This window comes from Mesorhizobium sp. CA14 (assembly GCF_020165195.1).
GTDB lineage: Bacteria > Pseudomonadota > Alphaproteobacteria > Rhizobiales > Rhizobiaceae > Mesorhizobium.
In genome coordinates this window covers 66,639-91,707 of record NZ_JAIUHR010000009.1, presented here as the reverse complement: position 1 = coordinate 91,707, position 25,069 = coordinate 66,639, and the positions used below count along the sequence as shown (strand labels likewise).

28 protein-coding genes are annotated in these 25,069 nt (G+C 65.6%); 15 read left to right on the top strand and 13 right to left on the bottom strand.

The annotated features are described in order from the left end of the window. Nucleotides 1-37 precede the first annotated feature (37 nt). A complete protein-coding gene (locus LB565_RS12615) occupies nucleotides 38-2,269 on the bottom strand; it encodes a cation:proton antiporter (protein WP_224584553.1) in 2,232 nt (743 codons plus the stop codon). Nucleotides 2,270-2,682: 413 nt separating this feature from the next. Between LB565_RS12615 and LB565_RS12610 the strand changes: the two genes are divergently transcribed. Together LB565_RS12610 and LB565_RS12605 are read left to right on the top strand one after the other, a co-directional pair. Next, complete coding sequence (locus LB565_RS12610) at nucleotides 2,683-2,889, top strand: hypothetical protein (protein ID WP_140652129.1); 207 nt, start codon at nucleotides 2,683-2,685, stop codon at nucleotides 2,887-2,889. A gap of 119 nt (nucleotides 2,890-3,008) precedes the next feature. After that, on the top strand, nucleotides 3,009-3,791 hold the full coding sequence (locus LB565_RS12605; RefSeq protein WP_224584385.1) for a DUF2270 domain-containing protein: 783 nt from the start codon (nucleotides 3,009-3,011) through the stop codon (nucleotides 3,789-3,791). A 96-nt stretch (nucleotides 3,792-3,887) separates the two neighbouring features. Here LB565_RS12605 and LB565_RS12600 read toward each other — a convergent pair whose 3' ends face one another. Next, a complete protein-coding gene (locus LB565_RS12600) occupies nucleotides 3,888-4,487 on the bottom strand; it encodes a sulfotransferase family protein (RefSeq protein ID WP_224584384.1) in 600 nt (199 codons plus the stop codon). 41 nt (nucleotides 4,488-4,528) lie between these two features. After that, nucleotides 4,529-5,428: a VOC family protein gene (locus LB565_RS12595; protein ID WP_224584381.1), complete on the bottom strand. Its 900-nt coding sequence runs from the start codon at nucleotides 5,426-5,428 to the stop codon at nucleotides 4,529-4,531. 146 nt (nucleotides 5,429-5,574) lie between these two features. Between LB565_RS12595 and LB565_RS12590 the strand changes: the two genes are divergently transcribed. After that, on the top strand, nucleotides 5,575-5,874 hold the full coding sequence (locus LB565_RS12590) for a hypothetical protein (protein WP_224584379.1): 300 nt from the start codon (nucleotides 5,575-5,577) through the stop codon (nucleotides 5,872-5,874). 35 nt (nucleotides 5,875-5,909) lie between these two features. Here LB565_RS12590 and LB565_RS12585 read toward each other — a convergent pair whose 3' ends face one another. Together LB565_RS12585 and LB565_RS12580 are read right to left on the bottom strand one after the other, a co-directional pair. Further along, complete coding sequence (locus LB565_RS12585) at nucleotides 5,910-6,740, bottom strand: aldo/keto reductase (protein WP_224584377.1); 831 nt, start codon at nucleotides 6,738-6,740, stop codon at nucleotides 5,910-5,912. Between the two features lie 88 nt (nucleotides 6,741-6,828). Further along, entirely contained in the window at nucleotides 6,829-7,422 is a 594-nt protein-coding gene (locus tag LB565_RS12580; RefSeq protein WP_224584551.1) for a TetR/AcrR family transcriptional regulator, read from the bottom strand. 483 nt (nucleotides 7,423-7,905) lie between these two features. Here LB565_RS12580 and LB565_RS12575 point away from each other — a divergent pair, with 483 nt between their 5' ends. From LB565_RS12575 to LB565_RS12555, 5 genes are all read left to right on the top strand, one after another. Then, complete coding sequence (locus tag LB565_RS12575; RefSeq protein WP_224584375.1) at nucleotides 7,906-8,463, top strand: (2Fe-2S)-binding protein; 558 nt, start codon at nucleotides 7,906-7,908, stop codon at nucleotides 8,461-8,463. Next, nucleotides 8,460-9,443, top strand: a complete 984-nt coding sequence (locus LB565_RS12570; RefSeq protein ID WP_224584373.1) for an FAD binding domain-containing protein — start codon at nucleotides 8,460-8,462, stop codon at nucleotides 9,441-9,443. Before LB565_RS12575 ends, LB565_RS12570 begins: the two co-directional genes overlap by 4 nt. Beyond that, nucleotides 9,440-11,734, top strand: coding sequence for a xanthine dehydrogenase family protein molybdopterin-binding subunit (locus LB565_RS12565; protein ID WP_224584371.1), 2,295 nt, complete (start codon nucleotides 9,440-9,442; stop codon nucleotides 11,732-11,734). Before LB565_RS12570 ends, LB565_RS12565 begins: the two co-directional genes overlap by 4 nt. A 127-nt stretch (nucleotides 11,735-11,861) precedes the next feature. Next, nucleotides 11,862-12,071, top strand: coding sequence for a hypothetical protein (locus tag LB565_RS12560; RefSeq protein ID WP_224584369.1), 210 nt, complete (start codon nucleotides 11,862-11,864; stop codon nucleotides 12,069-12,071). Between the two features lie 135 nt (nucleotides 12,072-12,206). Continuing rightward, nucleotides 12,207-12,584: a VOC family protein gene (locus LB565_RS12555; protein ID WP_224584367.1), complete on the top strand. Its 378-nt coding sequence runs from the start codon at nucleotides 12,207-12,209 to the stop codon at nucleotides 12,582-12,584. A 293-nt stretch (nucleotides 12,585-12,877) separates the two neighbouring features. On the opposite strand, the gene LB565_RS12550 is transcribed toward LB565_RS12555, so the two are convergent. After that, nucleotides 12,878-13,888 (bottom strand): zinc-dependent alcohol dehydrogenase family protein, encoded by a 1,011-nt coding sequence (locus tag LB565_RS12550; protein ID WP_224584366.1) that lies wholly within the window; start codon nucleotides 13,886-13,888, stop codon nucleotides 12,878-12,880. A gap of 99 nt (nucleotides 13,889-13,987) precedes the next feature. Here LB565_RS12550 and LB565_RS12545 point away from each other — a divergent pair, with 99 nt between their 5' ends. Continuing rightward, nucleotides 13,988-14,917 (top strand): LysR family transcriptional regulator, encoded by a 930-nt coding sequence (locus LB565_RS12545; RefSeq protein ID WP_224584365.1) that lies wholly within the window; start codon nucleotides 13,988-13,990, stop codon nucleotides 14,915-14,917. A 101-nt stretch (nucleotides 14,918-15,018) separates the two neighbouring features. Here LB565_RS12545 and LB565_RS12540 read toward each other — a convergent pair whose 3' ends face one another. After that, on the bottom strand, nucleotides 15,019-15,420 hold the full coding sequence (locus tag LB565_RS12540) for a YybH family protein (RefSeq protein ID WP_224584363.1): 402 nt from the start codon (nucleotides 15,418-15,420) through the stop codon (nucleotides 15,019-15,021). Nucleotides 15,421-15,523: 103 nt separating this feature from the next. Between LB565_RS12540 and LB565_RS12535 the strand changes: the two genes are divergently transcribed. Continuing rightward, entirely contained in the window at nucleotides 15,524-15,697 is a 174-nt protein-coding gene (locus LB565_RS12535; protein ID WP_224584353.1) for a hypothetical protein, read from the top strand. 37 nt (nucleotides 15,698-15,734) lie between these two features. Here the strand turns inward: LB565_RS12535 and LB565_RS12530 are convergent, their stop codons facing one another. From LB565_RS12530 to LB565_RS12515, 4 genes are all read right to left on the bottom strand, one after another. Then, entirely contained in the window at nucleotides 15,735-16,493 is a 759-nt protein-coding gene (locus LB565_RS12530; protein ID WP_224584350.1) for a slipin family protein, read from the bottom strand. Then, nucleotides 16,490-17,860: an NfeD family protein gene (locus tag LB565_RS12525; RefSeq protein WP_224584347.1), complete on the bottom strand. Its 1,371-nt coding sequence runs from the start codon at nucleotides 17,858-17,860 to the stop codon at nucleotides 16,490-16,492. The genes LB565_RS12530 and LB565_RS12525 overlap by 4 nt, the downstream gene beginning before the upstream one ends. Before the next feature lie 345 nt (nucleotides 17,861-18,205). After that, nucleotides 18,206-18,511: a hypothetical protein gene (locus tag LB565_RS12520; protein WP_224584345.1), complete on the bottom strand. Its 306-nt coding sequence runs from the start codon at nucleotides 18,509-18,511 to the stop codon at nucleotides 18,206-18,208. Between the two features lie 262 nt (nucleotides 18,512-18,773). After that, the gene (locus tag LB565_RS12515; RefSeq protein WP_224584343.1) at nucleotides 18,774-20,210 is read right to left on the bottom strand and encodes an MFS transporter; all 1,437 of its coding nucleotides are present in this window, start codon (nucleotides 20,208-20,210) and stop codon (nucleotides 18,774-18,776) included. A 132-nt stretch (nucleotides 20,211-20,342) separates the two neighbouring features. Between LB565_RS12515 and LB565_RS12510 the strand changes: the two genes are divergently transcribed. Then, the gene (locus tag LB565_RS12510) at nucleotides 20,343-21,266 is read left to right on the top strand and encodes a LysR family transcriptional regulator (RefSeq protein ID WP_224584341.1); all 924 of its coding nucleotides are present in this window, start codon (nucleotides 20,343-20,345) and stop codon (nucleotides 21,264-21,266) included. A gap of 205 nt (nucleotides 21,267-21,471) precedes the next feature. Beyond that, entirely contained in the window at nucleotides 21,472-21,705 is a 234-nt protein-coding gene (locus LB565_RS12505) for a hypothetical protein (protein WP_224584339.1), read from the top strand. A 25-nt stretch (nucleotides 21,706-21,730) separates the two neighbouring features. Here the strand turns inward: LB565_RS12505 and LB565_RS29845 are convergent, their stop codons facing one another. Next, on the bottom strand, nucleotides 21,731-21,853 hold the full coding sequence (locus tag LB565_RS29845) for a hypothetical protein (protein WP_263488463.1): 123 nt from the start codon (nucleotides 21,851-21,853) through the stop codon (nucleotides 21,731-21,733). Nucleotides 21,854-21,907: 54 nt separating this feature from the next. Here LB565_RS29845 and LB565_RS12500 point away from each other — a divergent pair, with 54 nt between their 5' ends. Next, on the top strand, nucleotides 21,908-22,252 hold the full coding sequence (locus tag LB565_RS12500) for a hypothetical protein (protein ID WP_224584337.1): 345 nt from the start codon (nucleotides 21,908-21,910) through the stop codon (nucleotides 22,250-22,252). A 561-nt stretch (nucleotides 22,253-22,813) separates the two neighbouring features. Here LB565_RS12500 and LB565_RS12495 read toward each other — a convergent pair. After that, nucleotides 22,814-23,749: a hypothetical protein gene (locus LB565_RS12495; RefSeq protein ID WP_224584336.1), complete on the bottom strand. Its 936-nt coding sequence runs from the start codon at nucleotides 23,747-23,749 to the stop codon at nucleotides 22,814-22,816. A gap of 250 nt (nucleotides 23,750-23,999) precedes the next feature. Here LB565_RS12495 and LB565_RS12490 point away from each other — a divergent pair, with 250 nt between their 5' ends. Continuing rightward, a complete protein-coding gene (locus LB565_RS12490) occupies nucleotides 24,000-24,221 on the top strand; it encodes a hypothetical protein (protein WP_224584334.1) in 222 nt (73 codons plus the stop codon). Between the two features lie 334 nt (nucleotides 24,222-24,555). Continuing rightward, the gene (locus LB565_RS12485; RefSeq protein WP_224584318.1) at nucleotides 24,556-25,041 is read left to right on the top strand and encodes a RidA family protein; all 486 of its coding nucleotides are present in this window, start codon (nucleotides 24,556-24,558) and stop codon (nucleotides 25,039-25,041) included. Nucleotides 25,042-25,069: the final 28 nt, after the last annotated feature.

Sequence of the window (25,069 nt, the reverse complement as noted above, 5' to 3'; positions counted from 1 at the left end):
TGATCTCCCCCCTTGCGGGGGAGATTAGCCAATCCCCTCACCCGGTCCCCGTGCCCGTGCGCACTGCCTCGCGGTCGCTCTCGTCGCGCTTCACCCGCTCGTCGGAGATCAGCACCACCGGGCATGGGCTGCGCCGCAGGACGCCGGTCGTCGTCTCGCCGAAGATCAGCTCCTTGCCCTGGCGCCGCGCCACGCCCATGACGATCAGTGCAACGTTGCGGCCGGCCTGGCGAGCGATCGCATCGGCGGCGGCGGCTCTGCTGCGGATCGCCGTCTCGGTCTCGACGCCATAGCGGTCGGCAAGGGCGACGATGTCCTTCAGCACCGCTTCCCTGCGGCGGTGCGAGACGGTGTCGCGTAGCTCGTCGCGACCGACCCTGGCGACATAGAGCATCTTGACCGACGCGCCAGTGACCGCCGCTATTGCCAGCGCCAGTTCGGCGCCGCGGCGGGCGACCGCCGTGCCGTTGACCGGCACCAATATCTTGCCGGCTTCCGGGCCGAGCTGCGGCATCTGACGGCCTGCGGTCGCCGGCTTCAACACCAGGCAGAGCGGCCCGTCGAAGGCGCCGGCGACCTCGTTCAGCCGATGCGAGAATGCGCCCTTGGAAGTGACCGCGCGGCCGAGGCCGACGAGCAGCATGCCGTAGCCCTTGCGCGCTTCCTTGGCGACCGCGTCGGTCGAGAGCTCCTCATGCTGGCGACGGGTGACCGGCGCTTCGCGCACCGGCGTCTCGTCGGATTTCCTGGCCGCCTCGCGGCTGTCCTCCGCACCTTTCTCGATTTCCTCCAGATGCAGGCCTTCGGTCGGCTCGGCATCGATCTCGCCGCTGGAATGCAGCACGGTCGTCGGCTTGCCGGCACCGATGACGCCGGCGAGATAGGCGGCGAAGCGGCCAACGATGCCTTCGTCGACCACAACCAGGAGCCGCTCCAGATTGGCGACGAAGCCGCGCTGGTCGATCTCCTCGCGCTCCAGGCGTTTCTTTTCCTGCTCGCCGATCGGCAGCCGGCGCAGCGCCCAGCGCAATGTCGGAGGCATGGCCAAGGTGGTGATGACCGCCATGGTGACGATCATGGTGAAGAGGTTGTGCGAGAGCACACCCATCGACAGGCCGATCGAGGCGACGATCACCTCCGTCGAGCCTCGCGCATTCATGCCGCAGCCCACCGCAATGCCCTCGGCGCGGCTCATGCCGGCAACCTCGGCGCCGATGAAGGCGCCGCCGAACTTGCCGATCGAGGCGATCACCACCAGCGCCACCGTGAGCAGCGCGAGCTGAGGATCGGCAAGCACGGTGAGGTCGGCCGACAGGCCGGCGACGCCGAAGAACACCGGCATGAAGAGCGCCGTGATGATGCCACGCAATTGCCCTTCGATGTGACGAGACAGGATCGGCGATTCGCCCACCAGTATTCCGGCGACGAAGGCGCCAAGCACGGTGTGAACGCCGATCAGGTCGGTGATCAAAGCCATCACGCCCATGATGGCGAGGATGACGGTGACCACCGCATATTCGGAGCGGAAGGTGTCGTTGGTCCAGCGGATGGCGTCGAAGACGATGCGGCGTCCGAGCGTGAAGGAAAACGCCATGAAGGCGGCAACGCCAGCAATGGTGAAGGCCAGGCTGCCGATCTCGATCCGTCCCTGGGTGGCGATGCCGATGGTGATGGCGATGATCACCCAGCCGATCGTATCCTCAATGATCGCCGAGGAGACGATGACCTGACCGAGATCCCGGCGCATGAAGTTCATGTCGCGCACCACCATGGCGACGATCTTGACCGAGGAAATGGAAAGCGCGGTGCCGAGGAACAGCCCGGCGACGATGCGCTCGCTGCCGGCGGCAAGCAGCGTGTCGGGCATGAACTGCGCGGCGATGAAACCGAGCGCGAAGGGCACGGCCACCCCGGCGGCCGAGATGGAAAAACAGGCGCGGCCGACGCGGCGCACGAGCCTGAGATCGGTTTCCATGCCGGTAAGCAGGAGCAGCATCAAGACGCCGAGCTGAGCGATGGCGTTGATCATCGATTTCTGCGAGGCGTCGCCAGCAAAGACCAGCCGCTCGGCCGCCGGCCAGACCCAGCCGAGCAGCGAAGGTCCGAGCAGGATGCCGCCGATCAATTGGCCCATCACCGCCGGCTGCCCAAGCGCCTCAAGCACTTCACCGATGCCGCGGCCGACGACCAGAAGCAGGATCAACTCGGCAACGAAAATGCCCTCCGAGGACATGCCGGTTTTTTCGGCGGAGAAAGCTACGGTGGGCATCAAGGCGAGCGCCACAGCACCAAGCGCGATCCAGACCGACAGCGACGCTCCCCGATTGAGCATGTTGGGCAATTTATGCACCCCTCATTCCTCGCCCGGACATAACGGTCTGGCGTAAGGATCGGTTGCACGGGGGCGGCAGCCATTTCCTCGCCCCATGAAATGGGGAGAGGTGGCTCGGCGAAGCCGAGACGGAGAGGGGAGCGCCGGTTCGACCGGCAAAAGCACTTCGAAGAGGAGGACTTCCGCCCTACGAAGCCCCTCTCCGTCCGCTTCGCGGACACCTCTCCCCGCTTTGCGGGGGCGAGGAAACGCTTCCTACAATTCTAATCAAATGCTGCCGCCGATCTTTGCTTCCCGGTAAAGCGACTCGACGATGTTGGCCGCCGAGGCGGGGCAACAAGGAGAAGCTGATGAAAAGCGACTTTGCCGCCGCCCACCTACACCTCGACCGGGCGTGCCATTACCTGCGCGGCGACGATGAAACGAGCCGCGCCGCGCTCGCGGCGCTCGACCTTGTGATCGAGGCTGTGGCGGCAGCCCAGCATGCCCGGCCGATTGCCGACGTGCTGCCCTTTCCGCGGCGCGCGAATGGCGGTCTTCCCCCACTTGCATCCTGATCTATCCGCCTGAAAAGGTGGGAACATTCTGGCCGGCCGCACGTTGAAGAGACAGGGGTGTGGCCGGTCGATGTTAAGGCGAGGACGGCCGGCCATGGCGGCGGGAGGCGCATGGCAGAATGTCCCAGACGAATGCCGCAAAATCCACAGACGCGGCTGTGGCGAGGTCGACAGAGGTGGCTGCGCCGGCAAGATCCACCGAGAAGGCCGCACCGCCGCGAGCTTCCGACACGCTGGCGCTGAAGCTCAGCTCCGCTGAATTCACCACGACGCTGTCGCATTTCCACCGCGCCGAGATCGCGCGCATGGCCGGGTGGCGCGACCGGCTCGACCGCACCAGCAACTGGGCGATCACCGTGGTGGCAGCGATGCTGTCGGTGTCGCTGTCGACGCCCAGCGCGCATCACGGCGTGCTTTTGTTCGCCATGCTCCTGATCACGCTGTTGTTGTGGATCGAGGCGCGGCGCTACCGTTTTTTCGACGTCTACCGCGCCCGTGTGCGGCAGTTCGAGCGCTACTACTTCGCGCAGATTTTTTCGCCACAGCCGGACTACGCTTCCAACTGGCTCGCCATCCTCGGCGAAGGCCTGCGCTCGCCGCGTTTCCTGATCACGCAGCGCGCGGCGCTGATCCGCCGGCTGCGCCGCAACTACATCTTCATGTACACGATCCTGCTGCTTGCCTGGATTCTGAAGATCACCACGCCGAGCCTGTCGCGTGAAGGCTCTCCCATCGGCTTCGGCGCCTCGCTCGTCGATACGTTCCGGGTGGCGACGCTCGGCCCAATCCCCGGCGTCGTCGTCGTGTGCGGCGTGGCCGGCTGCTACCTCGCGCTGCTTGCCGCGGCGTTCCTGATCCGCGCCGACGACGGGGAGCTGTCCTTCGGCGACGTGCATGTCTAAGGGGAATAGGGCAGTAAGGCAGTAGGTAAATCGGAACTGCGTCGACGTCGCGTCTTCCACCTATTCCTCTACTGCCTTACTGCCCTATTCCCTTCACTACAGCGAAAGCGCCGACCGGAACTCCCGCGTGCTGTTGCGGCTGGGATAGGGTTCGTCCGGCACCGGGGCGCCGAGATGGGCGCAGAGCGGTGCCCAGCCGTCGCCGAGCTTGTGCACCAGCAGCCGCTCCGCCGGCACGGTGCTCAGCACCGCCTCGACATTGTCCCGATAGACGGAGATCGCATGGGCGCGGTCCTGCGGGCGGCCGCCGAAGACCTGCTTGGCGACGAGCGCGATGCCCAGCGACTCCTGGTCGGTGCTGGCGACGATCGCCGGCAGGATGGTTTTTTCGAAACTCTCCCACCAGCTTTCGGGCGAACGCCAGGTCAGGATGACGCGCGCCTGCGGATAGGCTTCGATCAGCTCGCGCCAATAGTGCGCCGAGGGCCAGTCGACGCAGGATTTGTATTCCGCGAAGAGCTGGGCCCAGTCGGGCGCCTCGCCCCTGGCCAGCGCCCGCCAGAGCCGCTTCTGCTCCTCATGCGCCATGACCTCCGACATATGGTGGCAAGGACCGAAGCCGAGCATGGTCAGCGCCTCGCGCATCGAATCCGTGCCGGTCCGGCCGAAGCCGGTTCCAATCACCATCAGCGACATTTCCCCCTCCTCCACTTCTTCCTGTCTTCAAGCGGTTGCGATTAATCTCCCTGGACCACGAGCCGCAGGCGGTTGCCTTCCGGATCGGCGGTCGAGATAACGCGACCGTCCCTTTTCATCGGTGTGTCGGCCGCTTCGAGCCTGCGCTCCACGGCGGCGAGCTCCTGCGCCGATCCAAGCTCGATGGTGAAATGGTCGAGGCCGGCTGCACCCGGCGGCGGCTCGCGCAGCTCGTCGCGCGCCCAGATGTTGAAGGCCACCATATGGGCGCGGCGCTCCGTGCCGCAGTCGAACATGCCGAAGGTCCGGGACTGGATATGCGGCCGGAAGCCGAGCACGCCGAGATAGAATTTCATCAACATCTCGGGCGCGCGGGCGCGCAAATGGATGTGGCCGATAAAGGCATCCTGCGCCATCTTCGGCTCGATATTGCCGGAATTGCCGAGGTCGCGCAGCAGGCCCGACACGTCCAGCGGCTCGATCCCCGAATGCGCGCTGCCGTCGGTGGCAATCAGCGCCACGCGGCCGTTGGGCGACACTTCGCGGCGCAGCAACCGCTCCGGTGTGTCGAAGCAGATCTCGATGCCGTTACCGGAGGGGTCGGAGACATAGAGCGATTCCGAAATCAGGTGATCCTGGGCGCTGTACCGTAAGCCGGATGCCTTGAGGCGGGCGGTTGCATGCGCGAGATCGCGGCGGCTGATGATATGGATGGCGACGTGGAAGAGATCGCGCGCCTTCTGCGGCAGCGGTGCCTCCGCGCCAGCATGGAGCACGATCAGCGTCCGGCCGCCGGCGCCAAGCTCCGCCATGGTGGCGTCCTCGCCAAGCAGTGCCAACCCAATCGCGTCGCGCCAGACATTCAAGGCCGCCGGCACGTCGGTCACCTTGAGATGGACCGGCCCGAGACGGGTCACCGGAGACAGCAATCCTTCATCCATCGTCGTCTGTCCGATTGCGGCCAATGACATATTAGCTGTGAATGAATTGCCTGTCGCGCTCCAAGTTCGGGTTGACCCCTTGCGGGCGGGCGGCGACTATTGCGACGGCCGGTTTTTCTGGAATTGGTTCAGCAGGAGGAGATCGCATGGACGAGACCGAACAGTGGCGCAACATGGCAAGCGCGCCGCGGGACGGCAGCCGCATCCTGGTGACGGTGCGCTCCTCCGAGCAAGGACCGGCCGAGGTCGACATGGCCTATTGGTCGCGCGCCGACCAGTTCGGCGAGGAAGGCTGGCGAGCCTCGGACTCCTCGCCCGGCCGCATCGTCGAATATGCAGAACCGGAGCTCAGATGCTGGATGCCGCTGCCGACCGCAGGGCGCGGGTCGATGCCGAGCCCCTGGGAGGAAGATGACGTACCGCTGGTGGATGGCGAGGGGATTTAAGCGCCTCCTCCACAAGGGAAGGCAGAGCCTAATCCTCAGAACAAAAACGCCGCTGTCGCCGGGTCCGGCCCCGTCCGGCCGTCGGCGGAGTCCAGGCCACGGATGGTCTGCATGTCGTCCGCATCCAGCTCGAAGTCGAACACGTTGAAATTGCCGGCGATGCGCTCCTGGTGGATCGACTTCGGGATGACGACCAGCCCTTCCTGCAAATGCCAGCGGATGATCACCTGCGCTACAGACTTGCCATGCTTCCTGGCGAGCTTCTCCAGCGTCGGGTCGGCCAGCAGCCGACCGCTGCCCAGCGGGCTCCAGCTCTCGATATGGATGTTGTGCTCCTTGTGGAACTCGCGCTTGTCGCGCTGCTGGAAGCGCGGGTGGAGTTCGATCTGGTTGACGACCGGCGTCACGCCGGTCTCGCCGATGATGCGCTCCAGATGGTCCTGGTTGAAATTCGAGACACCGACCGACTTGATGCGCCCGGCCTTCTGCAGCTCGACCAGCGCCTTCCAGGCCTCGACATATTTGTTCTGGCTGGGCACCGGCCAGTGGATAAGGAAAAGATCGATCTGGTCGATGCCGAGCTTTTGCATCGTGTCGTCGAAGGCGCGCAATGCGGCATCGCGCTGATGCGCGCCGTTGCGCAGCTTGGAGGTGATGAAGAGTTCTGATCGCGGCACGCCGGCTGAACGAATCGCCTCGCCGACGCCTTCCTCGTTGCGATAACCCTCGGCGGTGTCGATGAGGCGATAACCCGCCTTGATGCCCCAGCGAACAACCTTGGCGGTGATCTCCGGATCGACCTGCCATACACCGAGCCCGATCTGCGGGATGGTCGAGCCGTCGTTGAGTTTGAGCTGTTCAGACATGGCAGGATCCTTTTGGGAGGGAGGGTGGTGGCGACTATGTAGGCCGTGGGTTGGGGAATGCCAGTCGGGGAGACGTTGGATGGCAGCCTCAGCCCCTTGCCCCGAAGCGCAACCCATCCATCAGCAACTTCACCAGCCGCCCCGACCGCTCGCGCCAGTCGGGCGTGTTCGGCGCCGAATAGATGCCGCCCAGCGCATGCATCACATCGGAGGCGTCGATGTCGGCGCGGATTTTGCCCGAGGCGGCTGCGGCCTCGATCAGGCCTCGCATCGCGCCTGAGACACGACCGGACGTGTCGGAGAACAGCGTCGAATTCGTGGTAAGCAGAATCCGCAGGCTGGTGGCGAGGCCGCGTTTGGTGGCGATGTAGTCGACGAAGCGCTGCATCCACAGTTCGAGCGCGACATCGGCCGGATGCATCTGAACCAGTTCCCTGGCGGCGTGGCAGAGCCCTTCCACCTCACGGCGGTAAACCACCTCGACCAGATGCTCGCGCGTCGGGAAATGGCGGTAGAGCGTGCCGATGCCGACCCCTGCCCGCCTGGCGATCTCCTCCAGCGAAGCGTCGACGCCATCGGTGGCGAAAGCCTGTGCCGCCACCTCGACAAGCTTGTCGCGGTTGCGCTGCGCATCGGCGCGCAGCGGCTTTTGCACCGGCGCGTCGCGCGTCGCTTCGGTCATTTCCTGCTCGGGCACTTTTTTCTCCACCAACGCAAATATGGGGGGTTGAACCATGGCTGGCCAGACCCCAATTAAATAAACGGAGGCACCTCCGCTTTAGTGGAGCGCTTTTATCATATAACCAGGGGAAGCGGTATGTCACGTGAAGAAGGACGGGAAGCGTACCCTGGCCGCCGGAGTGGGGCGGCGGAGCTGCTGATCTCCCCCCTTGCGGGGGAGATGGCCGGCAGGCCAGAGGGGGGTGCTGTCCCGCCGACGTCTCGGCTTGTTAGGGTGCACCTTCGCGACAGTTTTTCCACGGCGAATGTCGATCGCAAACGCCGCGTTCCGTCACACCCCCCTATGCCCTGCCGGGCATCTCCCCCGCAAGGGGGGAGATCAGACTCTTCGCTGCCGGCACCTACCCGCCATCGTCACCCTTGCCCCTCCCCTGCCAAGTTCCATTTCCATCCCTAGCGTCCAGCAATCGGAGCCCGACGCCCCATGACCAGCCAGACCATCATCGATCCTCCCGAAGACGGCCATTTCAGGAACGGCATTGCCGCCAACGGTTCAACCCCTAGCCCCACCACGCTTTCCCTCCACCTCACCATCAACGGCGAGACCCACGCGCTCGACATCGAGCCGCGCGTGACGCTGCTCGACGCGCTACGCGAGCGGCTCCACCTCACCGGCACCAAGAAAGGCTGCGACCAGGGCCAGTGCGGCGCCTGCACAGTGCATGTCGACGGTGAACGGGTGCTCGCCTGCCTGACCTTGGCCGCGCAGGTCGAGGGCCGCTCGATCACCACCATCGAAGGGCTCGCCGACGAGGACGGCACGCTGCACGCCGTACAGGCCGCCTTCCTCGAACAGGACGCCTTCCAGTGCGGTTATTGCACGCCGGGGCAGATCATGTCGGCGGTGGCCTGCATCCGCGAGGGCCATGCCGGCTCCGACGAGGAGATCCGCGAATACATGGCCGGCAATCTTTGTCGCTGCGGCGCCTATCCGAACATCGTCGCCGCCGTCCGCCAGGCCGCACAGGAGCTGCGCTCATGAGAGATTTTTCCTACTTCCGCGCCGACAATATAGAGGCCGCCCGCAACGCGGCCGCCCTTCCCGGCGCTATGCTGCTGGCCGGCGGCACGACACTGGTAGACCTCGCCAAATGCGGCGTCGCGGAACCCGCCACCGTCATCGACATCAGCCATATCGAAGGGCTCAACGCCATCGATGCGAGCGCCGACCGCGCTTTGATCGGCGCGCTGGCGAAGATGAGCCATGTCGCCGACAATGCCGAGGTGAAGAGCTTCTTCCCCGCCGTCTCTGAAGCGCTCTGGCAGGCGGCGTCGGCGCAGCTGCGCAATATGGCGACGATTGGCGGCAACCTGATGCAGCGCACGCGCTGCCCCTATTTCCGCGACCCCGCCAACTTCCCGGCCTGCAACAAGCGCGTGGCCGGCAGCGGCTGCTCTGCGATCGGCGGCGTGACGCGCGGCCATGCCGTGCTCGGCGTGAGCGAGGCCTGCATCGCTACCTATCCGGGCGATCTCGCCGTAGCGCTCGTCGCCTTCGACGCCGAGGTCGATCTCGGCGAGCGCAAGCTCAAAGTCGAGGACTTCTTCCTGGCTCCCGGCGCGACGGCCGAGCAGGAGCACGACATCCGTCCGGGCGAGGTGATCACGGCAATCGAGATTCCCGGCTCGGCCGCGGCCAGGCGCTCGACCTACATCAAGGTGCGCGACCGCCAGTCCTATGAATTCGCGGCGGCCAGCGCCGCGGTCGGGCTGGAGCTCGAAGGCGATGGCCGCACCATCCGCGACATCCGCGTCGCGCTCGGCGGCGTCGCGACGAAGCCGTGGCGGGCGCGCGCCGTCGAGGATGCGCTGAAGGGCAAAGCGCTCGACGAAGCGACGATCCGCGAGGCGAGCGAGCTCGCCATGGAAGGCGCGGTCGACCATGGCGCCAACCGCTACAAGATTGCATTGGCGCCGCGCGTGATCGCGCGCGCCATCCTCAAATTGGGAGAAACGGCATGACCGTTCATGACATCAAACACGCAGCGTCCGACAGCGCGCGCCTCGAAGCGGTCGGCGGACGCCTGTCGCGCGTCGACGGCCCCGCCAAGATCACCGGAGCGGCGCACTACGCCGTCGAGCAGCAGCTCGAAGGGCTGACGCATGCGGTGCTGGTCGGCGCAACCATCGCCGCAGGCAAGGTGACAGCAATCGACACGCGCGCGGCCGAGACCGCGCCCGGCGTGCTCGCCGTGCTGACGCCCGACACCATCATGGAACTGAGGGGCGCATCGGACTGGTTCGGCAAGGCGCCGGCGCAGCCCACCTTCTCGCCGCTCGTGCGCGAGGTCACCTTTTCCGGCCAGCATGTCGCGGCCGTGGTGGCCGAGACGTTCGAGCAGGCAGTGGCGGCGGCCGCACTCGTCAAGGTTTGGTATGACGAGACACCTGCCATCGTCGACCTGAGCGACGGCAAGGCCGGCGACGGCATTCCGATCGAGGCCATGACCAAGGAATGGGGCGACGCTGAAGCCGCTTTCGCCGAGGCGCCGGTGCGCATCTGCGCGGCCTATAACACGCCGCGCGAATTCCAGGCGGCGATGGAGCCGCATGGGCTGATCGCGCGCTGGGAAGGCGACGAGCTGACCATCTGGGAACCCAGCCAGTGGCTGGACGGCATGGCGCGCACCTATGCCGAGTGGTTTTCGATCCCGTTCGAAAATGTGCGGCTGGTCTCGCCCTATATCGGCGGCGGCTTCGGTTCCAAGGCGCTGGCCCTGGCGCACAGCGCGGTGGCGGCGGCTGCCGCCAAGATGCTCGACCGGCCGGTGAAGCTGGTGCTCAATCGCCCGCAGAATTTTACGTCCTATGGCGGCCGCGCAGCAACGCGTCAGACCGTTGCGATCGGCGCCGACAGGGATGGCAAGATCCAGTCCATCGTGCATCGTGGCGTCAACGAGACGGCCGTGGACGGCATGTGGGTCGAGCCGCTCGGTTCCGTCACCTCGATCATGTATGCCACGCCCAACTTCTCCTCGAAGCAGAATGTGGTGAGGGTCAACACCGTGGTGCCGGGGGCAAAGCGCGCGCCGGGCGAGAATCCGAGCGCCTTCGGCATCGAATGCGCCATCGACGAGCTCGCCTATGAACTCAACATCGATCCGATGGAGATGCGGCTGATCAACTATGCCGAACAGGATCCGCATGCGAAGAAGGCGTGGTCGACGCGCCAGTTGCGCGAAGCCTTTGCCGCCGGGGCGGAAGCCTTTGGCTGGGCCAGGCGTTCACCTCAGCCGCGCTCGATGCGCGACGGCCACCAACTCGTCGGCTGGGGCGTTGCCGCCGGCACCTATCCGGTGCGGCGCGCCCATGGCGAGGCGGTGGTGAAGCTGCTTTCCGACGGTTCGGTCGTGGTCGAAAGCTCCTCCATCGACATGGGCCAGGGCACCTACACGATCCTGGCGCAGACCGCCGCCGAAACGCTCGGCGTGCCGGTGGAGAATGTCACGGTGAAGCTCGGCGACTCGCATTTCGCCCGCGCCGGCGTTACCGGCGGCTCGCGGCTTGCCGGCGTTATGACCGGCGCCGTCCACAAGGCGGCCGGCCAGGCGCTGGACGAGCTGATCGGGCTGGCGCTTTCCGACCCGCGCTCGCCGTTCCAGAAGCTGCAGTCGAATACGCTCGTCGTGCGCGATGGCCGCATCGCATCGCCACGCGGCGAAGGACCGGAGCTGTTGATCGCCGAACTCATGAGCGCCGTCGGCCGCGACCACATCGAGGCCAAGGGCGACACGCTGCCGGCCAGCACGACGCCGGAGGAGCGCTACAAGAACTACACCACGATAGCCATGTCGATCCCACACACAGAAGGCGATTATTCGCGCCATTCTTGGTGCGCGCATTTTGTCGAGGTGCGGGTCGACGAGGATTTCGGGACGGTGCGCGTGTCGCGCGTGGTGTCGGCGCTCGATTCCGGCCGACTCTACAACCCCAAGCTGGCGGAGAGCCAGTGGAAGGGCGGCATCATCATGGGCATCGGCCAGGCGCTGCTCGAGGAAGGTATCGTCGACCGCCGCCACGGCCGCATCGTCAACGGCAATTTCGCGGACTACATGCTGCCGACCAATGCCGACATTCCCGACATCCAGACAATCTCGGTCGGCATCCCCGACCCGCACTCCTCCGCCCTTGGGGGCAAGGGCGTTGGCGAACTGGCAATCGTCGGCATCGCGCCGGCGATTGCCAACGCTGTCTTCCACGCGAAGGGGAAGCGGGTACGGGATTTGCCGATTACCTTGGAGAAGTTGATCTGAGGGTGTCGCCGTTGGAGCGCGTGATCTTCCCTCTCGTGGGAAGATTGGCAGTTCCTGCGGCGGTGCCCGGAACCCGTCCTACATCGCCTGCGTTTGCCGTCGAGCACTCCAAGAATGGAGATCGACAATGGCAAGTGCAGCCGACCGCGATCCGCGGCACCACACGCAGAAAATGCAGAAAGCATTCCAGGAGATTCAAAATCACCTCCGGGAAGACATCACAAAGATCGATGAACCTCAATTGAAGGCAATGTTCGAAACGTCGGCGGAGGTGCTGGGCGGGCTGATCAAGGCATTCAGGGACTATGAGCAGAAAAATGAGGCAGCCTGGCGGTAAGCCGGCCAGAGCAATTCCAGGAAAGCTGTGAGCGGTTTGCTGTCCGGAATTGCACAAGAGGTGGTGCATTTCGCCGTTCCATGAAACGGTGAAGCGCACTAGATTGCTCACCCGCCTCTCGGAAAAGACAAGACGATGTCCACGACTGTAAATGTCCGATATATGGTCAACGACGTCAACGAGGCCCTGGCCTGGTACACTAAACACCTGGGCTTTAAGCAGCTTTCCAACCATGCGCCGGCCTTCGCGGATGTCACGAGGGGAGCACTTCGGCTGCTCCTCAGCGGTCCGACCAGCTCAGCGGGCAGGCCGATGCCCGACGGCGAGCGGCCGGGCCCAGGGGGCTGGAACCGCATCCACCTGATCGTCGAGGATCTTGCGGCGGAGGTTGCCCGCCTGCGGGCGGCGGGCCTCAGCTTCCGCAATGAAATCGTGAAAGGGCCGGGCGGTTTCCAGATCCTGCTTGTCGATCCGTCCGGCAATCTGGTGGAACTGTTTCAGCCGGCCCAGTGAGGGTGCCTATCGCCGGAAGACAGCGGAGCAGCGCCCCCCAATCCACGCGACGTGGGCAAGCCTGATCATGCCAGAACTATTTCATTGCTGTTCTGGACAAGAATTCACTCGAAGTAGTCATCGAACCGGTTGGAAATGTCAGCTCGAATCGGCGCGCCTGCCTATCGAGCGGAAAGTGGATCCAGGCTGGAGCCGGCGGCAAAGGAGCCAATCTCCCCGCAAAGGGGGATTGCGCTTTCTTCGGCCGCGCTGGGCGCCCAGCCGCTTTCGCCCATCTCCTGCGTCAGCTCTTCCTACCAATCCAAGCCGAACACCAGCTTGCCGAAATGCAGGCCGCCGGCGGCCATGTAGGTGTAGGCTTCAGTCGCCTCGTTTTGTGAAAACACCTTGTCGACGACCGGCTCGATCCGAGCGGCGCCGATGGCACGGGCGGCGTCGCGCAGGTCTGAGACCGATCCGGTGTTATTGCCCACCACCTTCAGCGCCTTGATGATGATCGGCAGCAGATTGACCGTGGCCTCGGCGCCGGTGACGAAGCCGATGGTGAACAGCGTGCCGCCGGGCGCAGTGGCGTTGACGGCGCGCGCGAAGGTGGCAGTGCCGCCGGTCTCGACGACGAGGTCGGCGCCGAGGCCGCCGGTCAACTCCAGCACCTTGCCGTCCCAGTCCGGCGTCGCGCGGTAGTTGATGAGATGATCGGCGCCGAGCGCTTTGGCCCGCTCCAGCTTCTCGTCCGAAGACGAAGTGATGATGACGGTGGCGCCGGCCGCCTTGGCGAGTTGCAAGGTGGAGATCGAGACGCCGCCCGTGCCGAGCAGCACGACCACCGAGCCCGGCCCGACATCGGCGGCGCGAATGGCGTTCCAGGCGGTGGTGCCGGCGATCGGCAAGGTCGAGGCCGCTTCGAAGGTGAGATGCGCCGGGACCGGTACGACCGAGTTGGCCGGCAGCGCGACATATTCGGCCAGCGACCCGGGCAACGAGATACCGCGCATCTGCGTCATCTCGTAAGGACGCGGCCGGCCGCCGATCCAGCGCGGCTTGGCGTGGGCGACAACGCGGTCGCCCGTGCTGAAGCTCGTCACGCCTTCGCCGAGCGCGACGATCTCGCCGACACCGTCGGCAACGGGAATAAGCGGGAAGACCGGTCCAGGGTAGTTGCCGCTCGCCACAGCGACATCGACGAAATTCAGGCTCGCCGCGCGCTGGCGGATCAGCACCTCGCCGCGTTGGGGTTCGGGCGTGGCGACGCTGGCGGCGCGGAAGGCGTCCAGCCTCGGCTGGCTGAGTTCGATGGCTTTCATGGGTTCACTCCGTGGGTGATCGATGGATGGGTTGAGCGAACCTAGCTGCTGCGCTATTACTCGATAATCGTTAGACTTTGCATTTGAGTATTGCAAATCATGCAGCAATCAGTTGAACCCTCCGCCCTTGCCGAAATGGCGGCTTTCGCGGCCGTCGCCGAGGCGCGCTCCTTCACCAGGGCGGCAGCGAGGGTCGGGCGCGACGCGACCATCCTGTCGCGTCGTCTGCAGTCGCTGGAGGAACGGCTGGGCGTGCGGCTGCTCCACCGCACAACCCGCAGCGTGTCGCTGACCGAGGCGGGCGCGGAATTCCTGTTGCGCGTGCGCGCCATCCTGGCCTCGGTCGACGAGGCGGAAGCCGCCGCCTCCGCGCATGCCGGCGGCCGGCCGCGCGGGCTGCTCAAGCTAGCGCTGCCCGGCACGTTCGGGCGCATGTGGATAGCCCCGTTCCTGCCGCAGTTTCTCGCCGAGTTCCCAGATGTGCGCATCGAGGCCGAGTTTTCCAACCGCTTCGCCGATCTCGTCGCCGAGAATTTCGACGTCGCTGTCCGGCTGGGAAGCCTGGAGGATTCGCGCCTGGTGGCGCGCAAGGTGGCGACGCGACGCCGGCTGCTCTGCGCCGCGCCCTCCTATCTTGCGCGAAGGGGGAGGCCGGAAACGCCGCAGGCGCTGCTTGAGCACAGCTGCCTCGGCTTCACCGGCTTCCAGACGTTTCCGATCTGGGAGATGACCGACCATGAGGGCCGGAGCGTGCGCGTCGAGGTTTCGGGGCCGCTGGTCAGCGACGATGCCGAAGTGTTGGTCGAGGCTGCGGTGCAAGGCGTCGGCCTGATGATGAGCACCGACTGGCTGGTCGGGCGCGAGCTCGCCGACGGCCGGCTGGTGCCGATCCTGGAGGACTGGACGCTGGCCGACGAGGGCGCGGTCTATGTCGTCATGCCCTCGGCCAAGGGTCAGGCCGCCAAGAGTCGCGCCTTCGCCGACTGGATCGGCAAGCGCTTCGCGCCGGAGCCGCCGTGGCGAAAGTAAGGGCGAGGCAGCGGGCATTCGCGCCGGCGATCCCCAACGCGGTGCTCGCAGGACAAGGTTCCTCGCCCCAGAAGGGGATAGGCAGTTCCGGCGGCCGCGCCCTACCCTGTTGCCGCCAGCAAATTCGCATCCCGCGCCAGCCGCCAGCGGCCGTCATTCTCCTTGCGCAGCAGCGTCAGCGTATAGCCGGACCGCCGCACCGGCTCGCCGCCGGGCGGTCTCGCGGTCATATCGATGCGGTTGCGGATATAGGCCCAGTCGCCGAGCAGGTTGAGCTCGACGATCTCGCTCTCACCGTCGATCTTCATCTCGCCCATCTTCCTGGAGGCCGCGGTGAAGGCTTCCTTGCCGAAGGGCTCCTTGCCGGGAACCATGAAGACGACATCGTCCGTCATCAGACCAAGCACGGTCTCCAGATCGCCCTTCCGGCTCGCCGCCATCCAGGTCTCGACCACCTGGCGGATGGCGGTTGCATCATCGGTGGTCGGTTTACCTCCTTGCAATCGTCGGCGGTCGGATTGTCGTCAATACCTGGTGCAATCGCCTCCACCGGCAACACCGCGGACGGACCCTCGCGCTATCGCCCGCGTTTTAGGGCTCCACGAAATGGAGAAGGACAATTGGCAAGCGCAGCTGCTGGCGTTGCTGCGCGGCAAGGGCGAGGTGACGGCCTCGGCCGACAAATGCGGCACGGCGAGCTTTCCGCTGAAAGGCTCGGGTGCTGCGATCGGCAAGGTGCTGGCAGAATGCGGCAATGGTTCGGGCGGCGAGGCTGATTAACTTTGCCGCCGAGGGAAGAGACGGCAGCGTCAATGCCTCACTTGCTCTGCCCCTTCACGAACTGCCCGAGCAGTTCCACAGGCAGCGGGAATACCACCGTGGACGAGCGCTCGCCGGCGATGTCGTGCAGGGCCTCGAAGTAGCGCAACTGCATGGCTTGCGGCTCGGCCGCAAGCATGCGGCCGGCCTCGACCAGCTTCGCCGCCGCCTGCTGCTCGCCGTCGGCGTTGATCACCTTGGCGCGGCGCAGCCGCTCGGCCTCGGCCTGCTTGGCGATGGCGCGGATCATGCTTTCATTCAGGTCGACATGCTTGATCTCGACATTGGAGACCTTGATGCCCCAGGCATCGGTGCGCTGGTCGAGGATCTCCTGGATGTCGCTGTTGAGTTTGTCGCGTTCGGCCAGCATCTCGTCGAGCTCGTGCTTGCCGAGCACCGAGCGCAGCGTGGTCTGCGCCAGCTGGTTGGTGGCGGCCATGAAATCCTCGACCTGGATGATTGCCCGCTCGGCGTCGACGATGCGGAAATAGAGCACGGCGTTGACCTTGACCGAGACATTGTCGCGCGAGATGACATCCTGCGGCGGCACGTCCTGCACCACGACGCGCAGGTCGACCCGCACCATCTGCTGGACGAAAGGGATGAGGATGATGAGGCCGGGGCCCTTGACCCTGGTGAAGCGGCCGAGCGTGAAGACCACGCCTCGTTCATATTCCCTCAGGATGCGGATGGCCGCCGACAGGAAGATGATCACCAGCAGCGCAACGATGAGATAGGCCACGTAACCGACCATCATTTTACTCCGTTGTTGTTGCTCGCATCGCGACGCCGCACGGTCAGCACCAGGTCGCTGACGTCGGTCACCTCAACGCTGTCGCCGGGTGCGACGGGTTCGTCGGCCCTCGCCCGCCAACGCTCGCCCAAAGCCAGCACATGGCCCTCGCCGCCCTGCCAGTCGACGATCTCGACGGGCAGGCCGCGCATCGCCTCGCCGCCGACGCGCGGCGGGTTCCTGCGCGCCGCCCAGACATAGGTTCCGGTGAGCAGCGCCAGCCCGAGCGTCAGCACGGCGGCGGGGCCGATGACCGCCCATGACATGGCAAAGCCCGGCCCTTCGACCCTGAGCAGCATGGCCGAGCCGAGGAGGAAAGCGGCGATGCCGCCCAGCCCCAGCACCACGGTGGGGTTGAAGGCCTCGATGATCAGGAAGGCGATGCCGAGCAGCATCAGCGCCAGGCCGGTATAGTTGATCGGCAAGAGGTTGAGCGCATAGAGCCCGAGCACCAGACAGATGGTGCCAATGACGCCAGGCGCCACGGCGCCCGGGCTGGTGAACTCGAAGACGAGGCCATAGACGCCGACCAGCATCAGGATGACGGCGGTGTTCGGATCGGTGATGACGGAGAGCAGCCGTATGAACCAGCCAGGCTCCAGCGTCTCGACCGGCAGCCCTTTCGTCGCCAGCACCTTCTTGGCGCCGGCAACATCGACGGTGCGTCCATCGGCAAGCTGCAGCAACTCGGTAGTGTCGCGGGCGACGAAGTCGATGACATGCTCCTGCAGGGCGGCGTTGGCCGACAAGCTTGCTGCCTCGCGCACCGCCTTCTCGCCCCAGTCGCCGTTGCGGCCGCGCATCTCGGCGAGCGAGCGGATGAGCGCGACCGCGTCATTGGTCACCTTGGCCATCATCTCGTCGCCGGCCGGCCGGTCGGTGACGCCCTTCTGGTTCTTGTCCTTGTCGCCGCCTGGAAGCGACGGCAGCCCGCCTATCTCGACCGGCGTCGCCGCGCCCAGATTGGTGCCCGGCGCCATCGCCGCGACATGGGTGGCGTAAAGGATGTAGGTGCCGGCGCTCGCCGCATGGCCGCCGGCCGGCGCGACATAGCCGATAACGGGCACAGGCGAGGCCAGGATGTCGGCGATCATCTCGCGCGTCGAGGTGACCAGGCCGCCCGGCGTGTCGAGCTGAAGGATGAGCACTTCGGCGTTGCGTTCAGCAGCAGTGTCGAGAGCCTCCTCGAGCTGCCTGGTGCTCGCCGGCCCTATAGCGCCGTCAATAGCAACGCTCAGTGCGACCTTCCCGCTCCCGGTCGAGGAGACGGAAGAAACGGTAGCCGCTGCCACCAGGGCAGCGGTGAGAAGGGCCACCCGCGCGAAGGTCACGCTCAAAGCTCCATGGGTTCAAATATGGGTTGTGTCGTGGCGAAGTCCAATGGGCGTCGAAGGGCACCCTGCGCCAAACGCGTCGGCGGCGCTGCGGTTGCGCGCCATGAATACCGTCTACGAGACCATCAGGGCGCGCGAGACGACCAGGGAGCGCGGCGCCACCATCCTCATGCCGACCGGGCGGTGGACAGCCTCAACCCGACGGCAGCCCTGGTTCAGGCCGTCGTACTTAAAAGCGCGGCGTAGGTAGAGGGATTACAGTGCCTCCAAGGCATAAAAATCCGGTCCGGCTCGAGCGCCACGGCGCATGTGCAGGACCGGATTTTTGCGACAGATGGTATCTCAATAGTCGGAGCTACCCTCGACGACCACCGGACGATGATGATGCCGGTGGATCGAACTCGTGACGACCACGTCCTGACGACGGTGATGGCGATATCGCCAGCCACGCTCGCCATTGTCATAGAAGGCGACGGTGCCGTGATGGCGATGGTGCAGACGGTGGCCCTCGTCATTGATAACGACTGCCGGCCGATGGTGATAATGATGCCTGTGATGTGTCCTTATGACGACATCGGCCTCGGCCGCCGAAGCGACGGCGGGTGCGGCGACGCAGAGCGCCAGGGCAGCAAGAAGCACTGTTTTCATTGCTTTAATCCTAATTCCTGCAGCATCCCTTCGCCGGGGTAAACCGCTGCCTGCCGCTTTGGTTCCGGGGAAGACGGACATATGCCATCCGCTTGCGGCGCGCGATCGAGAGATGGGCCGGCGCCGCAGTGGCAGGGTTCGGTGGGGTAGCTGAGGCACCGGCCAAAGGCGGAATGGGCATCGCCGGCTGGCGAGAATAGAGTTCCCACATCGAGTCGAAATTGCGTGATCGCGGAAGCGGCTGATCTCCGTTAGTGCGAGACTACGCGCTGCGCCCTCTCCGCCAACCACCAGCTACGGCAATCACCGTTGCGACCAGCACCAGTCCCGCTGCGATGACGAAGGTGAACTCCATGCCGTGCGCGACGGCCGCCGGCGCCGCCGCCGCGACATTCCCTGTCCCCACGGCGAAGGCGAACAGGGCGCCCATCACCGCCGTGCCGGTGACGAGCCCGAGATTGCGCGAGAGGTTCAGCATGCCCGACACCACGCCGCGCTCGCTCCTGTCGACATCGGCCATGACGGCGGTGTTGTTGGCCGCTTGGAAGAGCTGGTAGCCGGGCGTGAGCAGGATGATCGCCGCCGCATAGCCGGCAACGCCGAAGAGGCCTGGCAACGCGGCGAGCGCGACGCAGCCGGCGACCATCAGGATCAGGCCGGCAACGACCATCGCCGCCGCGCCGAGGCGGTCGACGACGCGCCCGGCAATGACGCCGCACAGTGCCGAGACGACCGGGCCGATCGACAAAACAGCGCCCGTTGTCGCGTCGCCGAGACCCAGCGCGCGCGACAGGAAGAATGGACCGACGACCAGCGTGGCCATCATCACCGTCGAGACCAGCGCGTTCATGGCGAAGCTCGACGCCAGCACGGGGTCGCGCAACAGCGCGAGCTTGACCAGCGGCGACGCCACCCTGGCCTCGACGACAACGAACAACCCCGCGCCAACAATTGCCCCGCCGAGCAGCGCCACGTTCAGGCCGCCGAAATGGCCGTGCCCCATGGTCATGGACAACGCGTAAGCGGCAAGCGTGGCGGCGAGCAGCAGCGTGCCAAGCGCATCGAAGTGGCCCCTCGCCTCTCCATGAAAGGCTCGTATCGCTGTTGCTTCGCCCGCTGGCAGGAAGCGCCAGGCGGCAAGCAGAGCGGCGGCGCCGAGCCCGGCATTGACCAGGAAGATCGAGCGCCAGCCGAGCGTAGCGATCAGCACGCCGCCGAGCGAAGGTCCGAGCGCCGTGCCGATCGCCGACATGGTGCCGAGCAGGCCCATGGCGCTGCCGGTGCGCTCTTTCGGCACCGTCTCGCCGATGAAAGCGATCGTCAGCGCCATCATCACGGCAGCGCCCAGGCCTTGCGCGGCGCGCGCGGCGATCAGCAGCGCCAGCGACGGCGCGAATGCTGCGGCAAACGAGGCGGCGCTGAACAGCGCGAGGCCGGCGATGAGCAGCCGCCGGCGGCCGATCAGATCGCCGAAGCGCCCGACGCTGACGATGAGCATCGTGATGGCGAGCAGATAGGCGAGCACCACCCATTGCACCGCCGCAAAAGACGCGGCGAAGGCCACGCTCAGCGTCGGCAGCGCGACATTGGCGATGCTCGTGCCGAGCGAGGAGACGAGCATGGCAAGCGACAGGCTCGCCAACGCGCCCGCCGCCGAATGGCGCAGGGGCGCGGCGCGGGTTTCAGCAATGTCGGCCATGATTTCTTCTCCGTTGGTTGAACTTGCCGGGAAAATAAGCGTGGGCGTGACATGGCGGAACGCGCAGCATTTGCACTTGAACAGTGCATCCGACGCCATATCGCGTTGACGTTTCCATGCTATGGTCGCGCCATGTCGCGACCCGATCTCAACCTACTCGCCACGCTGGATGTGCTGCTTGCCGAAGGCAGCGTCGCCCGAGCCGCGCGGCGCCTGAAACTCAGCCCTTCGGCGATGAGCCGGGCGCTGGCGAGGCTGCGCACGGCGACCGGCGATCCGCTTCTGGTGCGCGCCGGGCGCGGCCTGGTGCCGACGCCGCGCGCCGTTGAGCTCGGCGCTGAGGTCGGGCGGCTGGTGAAGGAGGCGGAAGCGGTGCTGCGCCCCGCCGAGCGGCTCGACCTTGCGCGGCTTGACCGCAGCTTCACGCTCCGCAACAGCGATGGTTTCGTTGAGAATTTCGGCTCGGCGCTGCTGGCCCGTGCGGCTGAGGAAGCGCCGGACGTGCAATTGCGCTTTGTGCCCAAGCCTGACAAGGACAGCGGCCCGATGCGCGAGGGCGCGGTCGATCTCGAGACCGGTGTGGTCGGCGGTTCGACCGGCCCGGAGGTGCGCGCGCAGGCGCTGTTCCGCGACCGCTTCGTGGGCGTCGTGCGCGCCGGCCATCCGTTAAGCGAAGGCCGTATTACCGCCGCCCGCTTCGCCGCCGGCCGGCACATACTGATCTCTCGCCGCGGCCTCGACCGCGGCCCGGTGGACGACGCCTTGGAACTCGCCGGGCTGACGCGGAAGATTGCGACCGTGGTCGGCGGCTTTGCCGAGGCGCTGGCATTGGCGCGCGGCTCCGACCTCATCGCCACCGTGCCGGAGCGCTATACCGGCACCCTGCGCGACGGGCTGTTGACCTTTACGCTGCCGGTAAAGCTCGCCGCGCTGACCATCTCGCTCTTGTGGCATCCGAGGCTCGAGGCCGATCCGGCGCATCGCTGGCTGCGCGGGCTGGTGAAAGAGGTGTGTCGCCTTCCCTCTCCTCCACTTCGCCGGGACGAGAAACCCTGAAAAGCCGGCGCAACTCGCTGTCGCATTGCGCGACAATTGCCCGGGTCAACGGGTTTCCTGCCGGCCTGCGCGGCTACGGGACATCCTCCGCCGTAGAGCGCTGAACCTCAGCCGGCTCGCCCAGCACGACCTTGCGCCGTATGCGCGATTTCTAATACAAAGATGCTGCGCGAGAAGCGAAACGGCGGGCGACCTGGATACGGGCATGAAAACCTATCGCGTCGAGGAGATACACGGCGAAGCCGTCGTCGCTGTCCATTCGACAGAAGCCAAGACACCTTTCGAGGCGGCTGAGAAGGCGCTTGGCCAGAAAGTCACCTTGCGCGCCGGCGCCGACAGATGGGTGCGTGTGGTCGACCTCACCGAGCGGCCGCGGCCGCGGCCAGTGAGGCTCAGGCCCGCGATCTTCGAATTCAAGGCGATCGGACGAAGGAAATAGCGCGACCGCTTTTGCTCCGTGGCGCTCAGGCGCCGGCGCCGCCCATCAGCGCTGCAACCAAGGTCGCCAGGAAGACAAGCAGCCCCAATGGGACCCGATCCAGCCATGACCGCCGTCTGGCAAGAACCTCGAACAACCGATTGGTCATCGCAACTTCCCCCATTCGCTGGCGACATTCTATCACGTCTTTCATGAGCGGATCATGAAACGGCTCACAAAGGCGCCGGATGCCGCTTTCAAGGGAAACCCGTCGTCGCTGGGCGCCGATGCTGCGCTGCCGAATTGCGCCCAAAAAAAGTCGGGGTCGAAGGGGCAAGCCAGCCGGCGAAAAATCAGCTTATTCAAGCGGATGAGCGTATATATGTGGCGCGGCGTGTCGAGCCATCGGAAAGCCCGGAATTCCGCCATTTCAGAGAGGCCCCAGCATGGCTGCAAGGCATGCTTCGGGCACCAAAAGGCGGCCAAAAAGGCGCGCTCGAGCCGGTCGCCGGCAGCGTTGACAGGACACCGCCCGAATGGCAATGCGCAACCACTGGTCACGCCATGACCGTTGCTGTTGGGGACGGACGGGGTTTCAGCAGCTTGGCGGCGGCGCCGGACGGGCGGGCACCTTCGAAGTGTACCGCCCGCTCCTGGCCGGGCAACGTTTCCAGCTTAAGAACAGCTCGCTTAAACAAATCGAACCTGCTTGTGCGTTCTGAAAAACCTCAGAACGTGAAGCCGGAGGACGGCAAGGCTGCAGTCGCCGCCGAAAGCCTGTCACGTCTGGCCAGCGTCGGTTTGCAATATGGCTTCTTCATCGGCTGTCTCGACCGATCAAAAATGAGATCAGGACAGCAACTATGCTCCGCGTCCTCCGCGTCAAGCGACGAGAGTCAGGCGAGGAGAGCGGAAGAAATTTGGCCGGCGAGCCGATCGGCGCGTCAGCCAGTTAGGAGGCGAAGCGTCAGATCGGGCCCGAGCCCTGGATCGCCATGACGCTCGACAACCTCTCACGCTTCGACAGCACCGGCTTATCGTAAGCCTTCTTCAGGGTAACTCTTTGCCCAGGTTTTACGCCCGCAGCATGCGGCGCGAACGGGTTCTCGTCAAAGAACGATGTCCCGGGTTAGCCGGCGTGCCGCAGCCAATGGCGGTCGAACACGTCGAGAATAGCGCGGAACTCGGCCGGCGGGATCTGGCCGACGTCGCCTTCGCCGTCGGCTCCGAGAAACCGGCCGACCAGCCGGTCGACAGCCTCCGGATTCTCGATGGCTGTGCCGAGCGCCGCCAGGTCGGCTGCGATCGACCCTTTCGGAAGCAGATATCCTCCCCATGCGGGGGCGCCGGGCACCGGATCGCGCAGGCGCACCATAAGGATCCTGGTGAACGAGGGCTGCGCCTCCGGGCCGATGATGGCTGTACCGCACATATAGCCGCCGAGCACGCTGCCCGGCTGTGACTGGGGGAACAGGCTGAAGAAGAACTGGGCGTCGCCGCCGACCTCCCTGACATGGACGTACAGGCCGCGCTTCGCGGGCGTCACGGGGCCGCCCAGAACGAGCTGGCCGGTCGGCAAGGCCTCGCGGTAATAGGCGGTGAGGCCGTGCACGCCCGGTCCCGCTTCGATCGACAGGCTGCCCTTGATAAGCTGACCGCGATAGTAGGGCGACCAGGCGCGCGAATAGCAGGCATAGCTTCCGATCAGCGCAATGCTCTGGGCGCGGTCGTCATGCGCGGAGGCTGCCTCGAACTGCTGCGCGGCGAGCCGTTCGAGCGCGCCCCGGTCCATACCGTGACGGGCGCACACGGCGGCGGTGAAGCTCGGCAGATCGCTTTCAGCGATCCACACGCCGGGCTGCTCCAGCTGCAGCAGCTTTGCCCAGTCCTCGTAGACGCTGAGCTCGCGCGGATGAGCCCGACCCTGCAGCCACTTGTCGGCGCGGCCGAGATCGAATGCCGTTCTGGGATTGACGGCGCGGAACGCCGCCGCGAGATCCTTGCGGGTCACCGTACCCAGCAAGGCCGAAGTCAGCCTTAATTTTTGCGCGACGTGCTGCGCCATGCCACGAGCCCCTCGACGCCTTTCGCCGCCAGAGCATTTCGGCGTTTGGCGGGGATAGACGAATTGCGCACGATTTCATTCAGCACGCCGGCAAACATCTCCATTGCCGGCTATGCCTATTTCCATTTCCTAATATCACAGGAAATCCAAAGAATTCCACAGCGTTCCACGCGCACCATCTTTGCGACCTGGCGACCGGCGCTAGGGTTCGCTTCGGGATGAATACATTCGGGATAATACAGGGGAACTCATGAAACTCGTTCTATCCGCGCTCGTCGTGGCGCTTGCGCTGTCGCAAGCCGCCGAGGCCAAAACGAAAAAACCGCTGACCGAGGCAAAGAACGGCCACGAGAAAAGTCGGCCGCTGCTCGATGAGACGGCCACCGGCGGCATAGTGCCCTCGGCGGGCCTGACGTCGAAGAACGCCGATCCGGGCCAAGCCTATCCGCAGCCGCTGGACCTTCACTTCTAGAGCAATTCCGGAAATCGCGCTCGGCGGTTTTGGCCCGCAGCCGCCTAAGACAAAAGGTAACCATTCCACATCCGGGATCGGCGGGACAAGAGCGGCGGCCGGAGGGCCAAACCAACAGCCACCCGGCTAGCCTGAGGGCTTGGGCTTGGCGCCGCCGGCGGGGGCGGCGCCTTCCCGCGCGGATCGCAAGGCCACGATCCGCGCGGGCAAGAGCTTCCGGCAGTCACCCGGATTATTCTTCCTCAGATCCAAGCCATTCTTGACGAACGGCCAGCGAACCGAAAAGCTCTCGCGCGGCGCCGTAATGGCGCTGTGCGAGAACGGAGGCCGCGCCATGCCGGGTGCCGACGAAAAGCTTGCCGCGCTCGGCATCGTGCTGCCACCGCCGCTGAAATTGTCGCCAGGCATCGTGCTGCCCTTTCCCTGGGTGAATGTACGCGGCGACCGCGCCTATATCTCTGGCCACGGACCGCAAGAGCCGGACGGCTCGCTCGCCGCGCCGTTCGGCGCCGTCGGAGAGAGCGTGTCGCTGGAGGAGGCGCGGGGCTCGGCCCGCAAGGTCGGGCTGTCGATGCTCGGCAGCCTGAAACGCGAACTCGGCAGTCTCGACCGGATCACCGGGTGGTGCCGCGTGCACGGCATGGTCAATTCGGCGTTGCGCTTCACCGAAACGCCGGCGGTGATGAACGGCTTTTCTGAACTCATCCTCGAGGTCTTCGGCGCGGAAATCGGCCGACACGCCCGCACGGCAATAGGCGTCGCCGCCCTGCCCCTGAATTTCCCGGTCGAGATCGAGGCCGAGGTGATGATTTCAACATAGCTGGCGATCGGCTGTCCGGCAGAGGGGA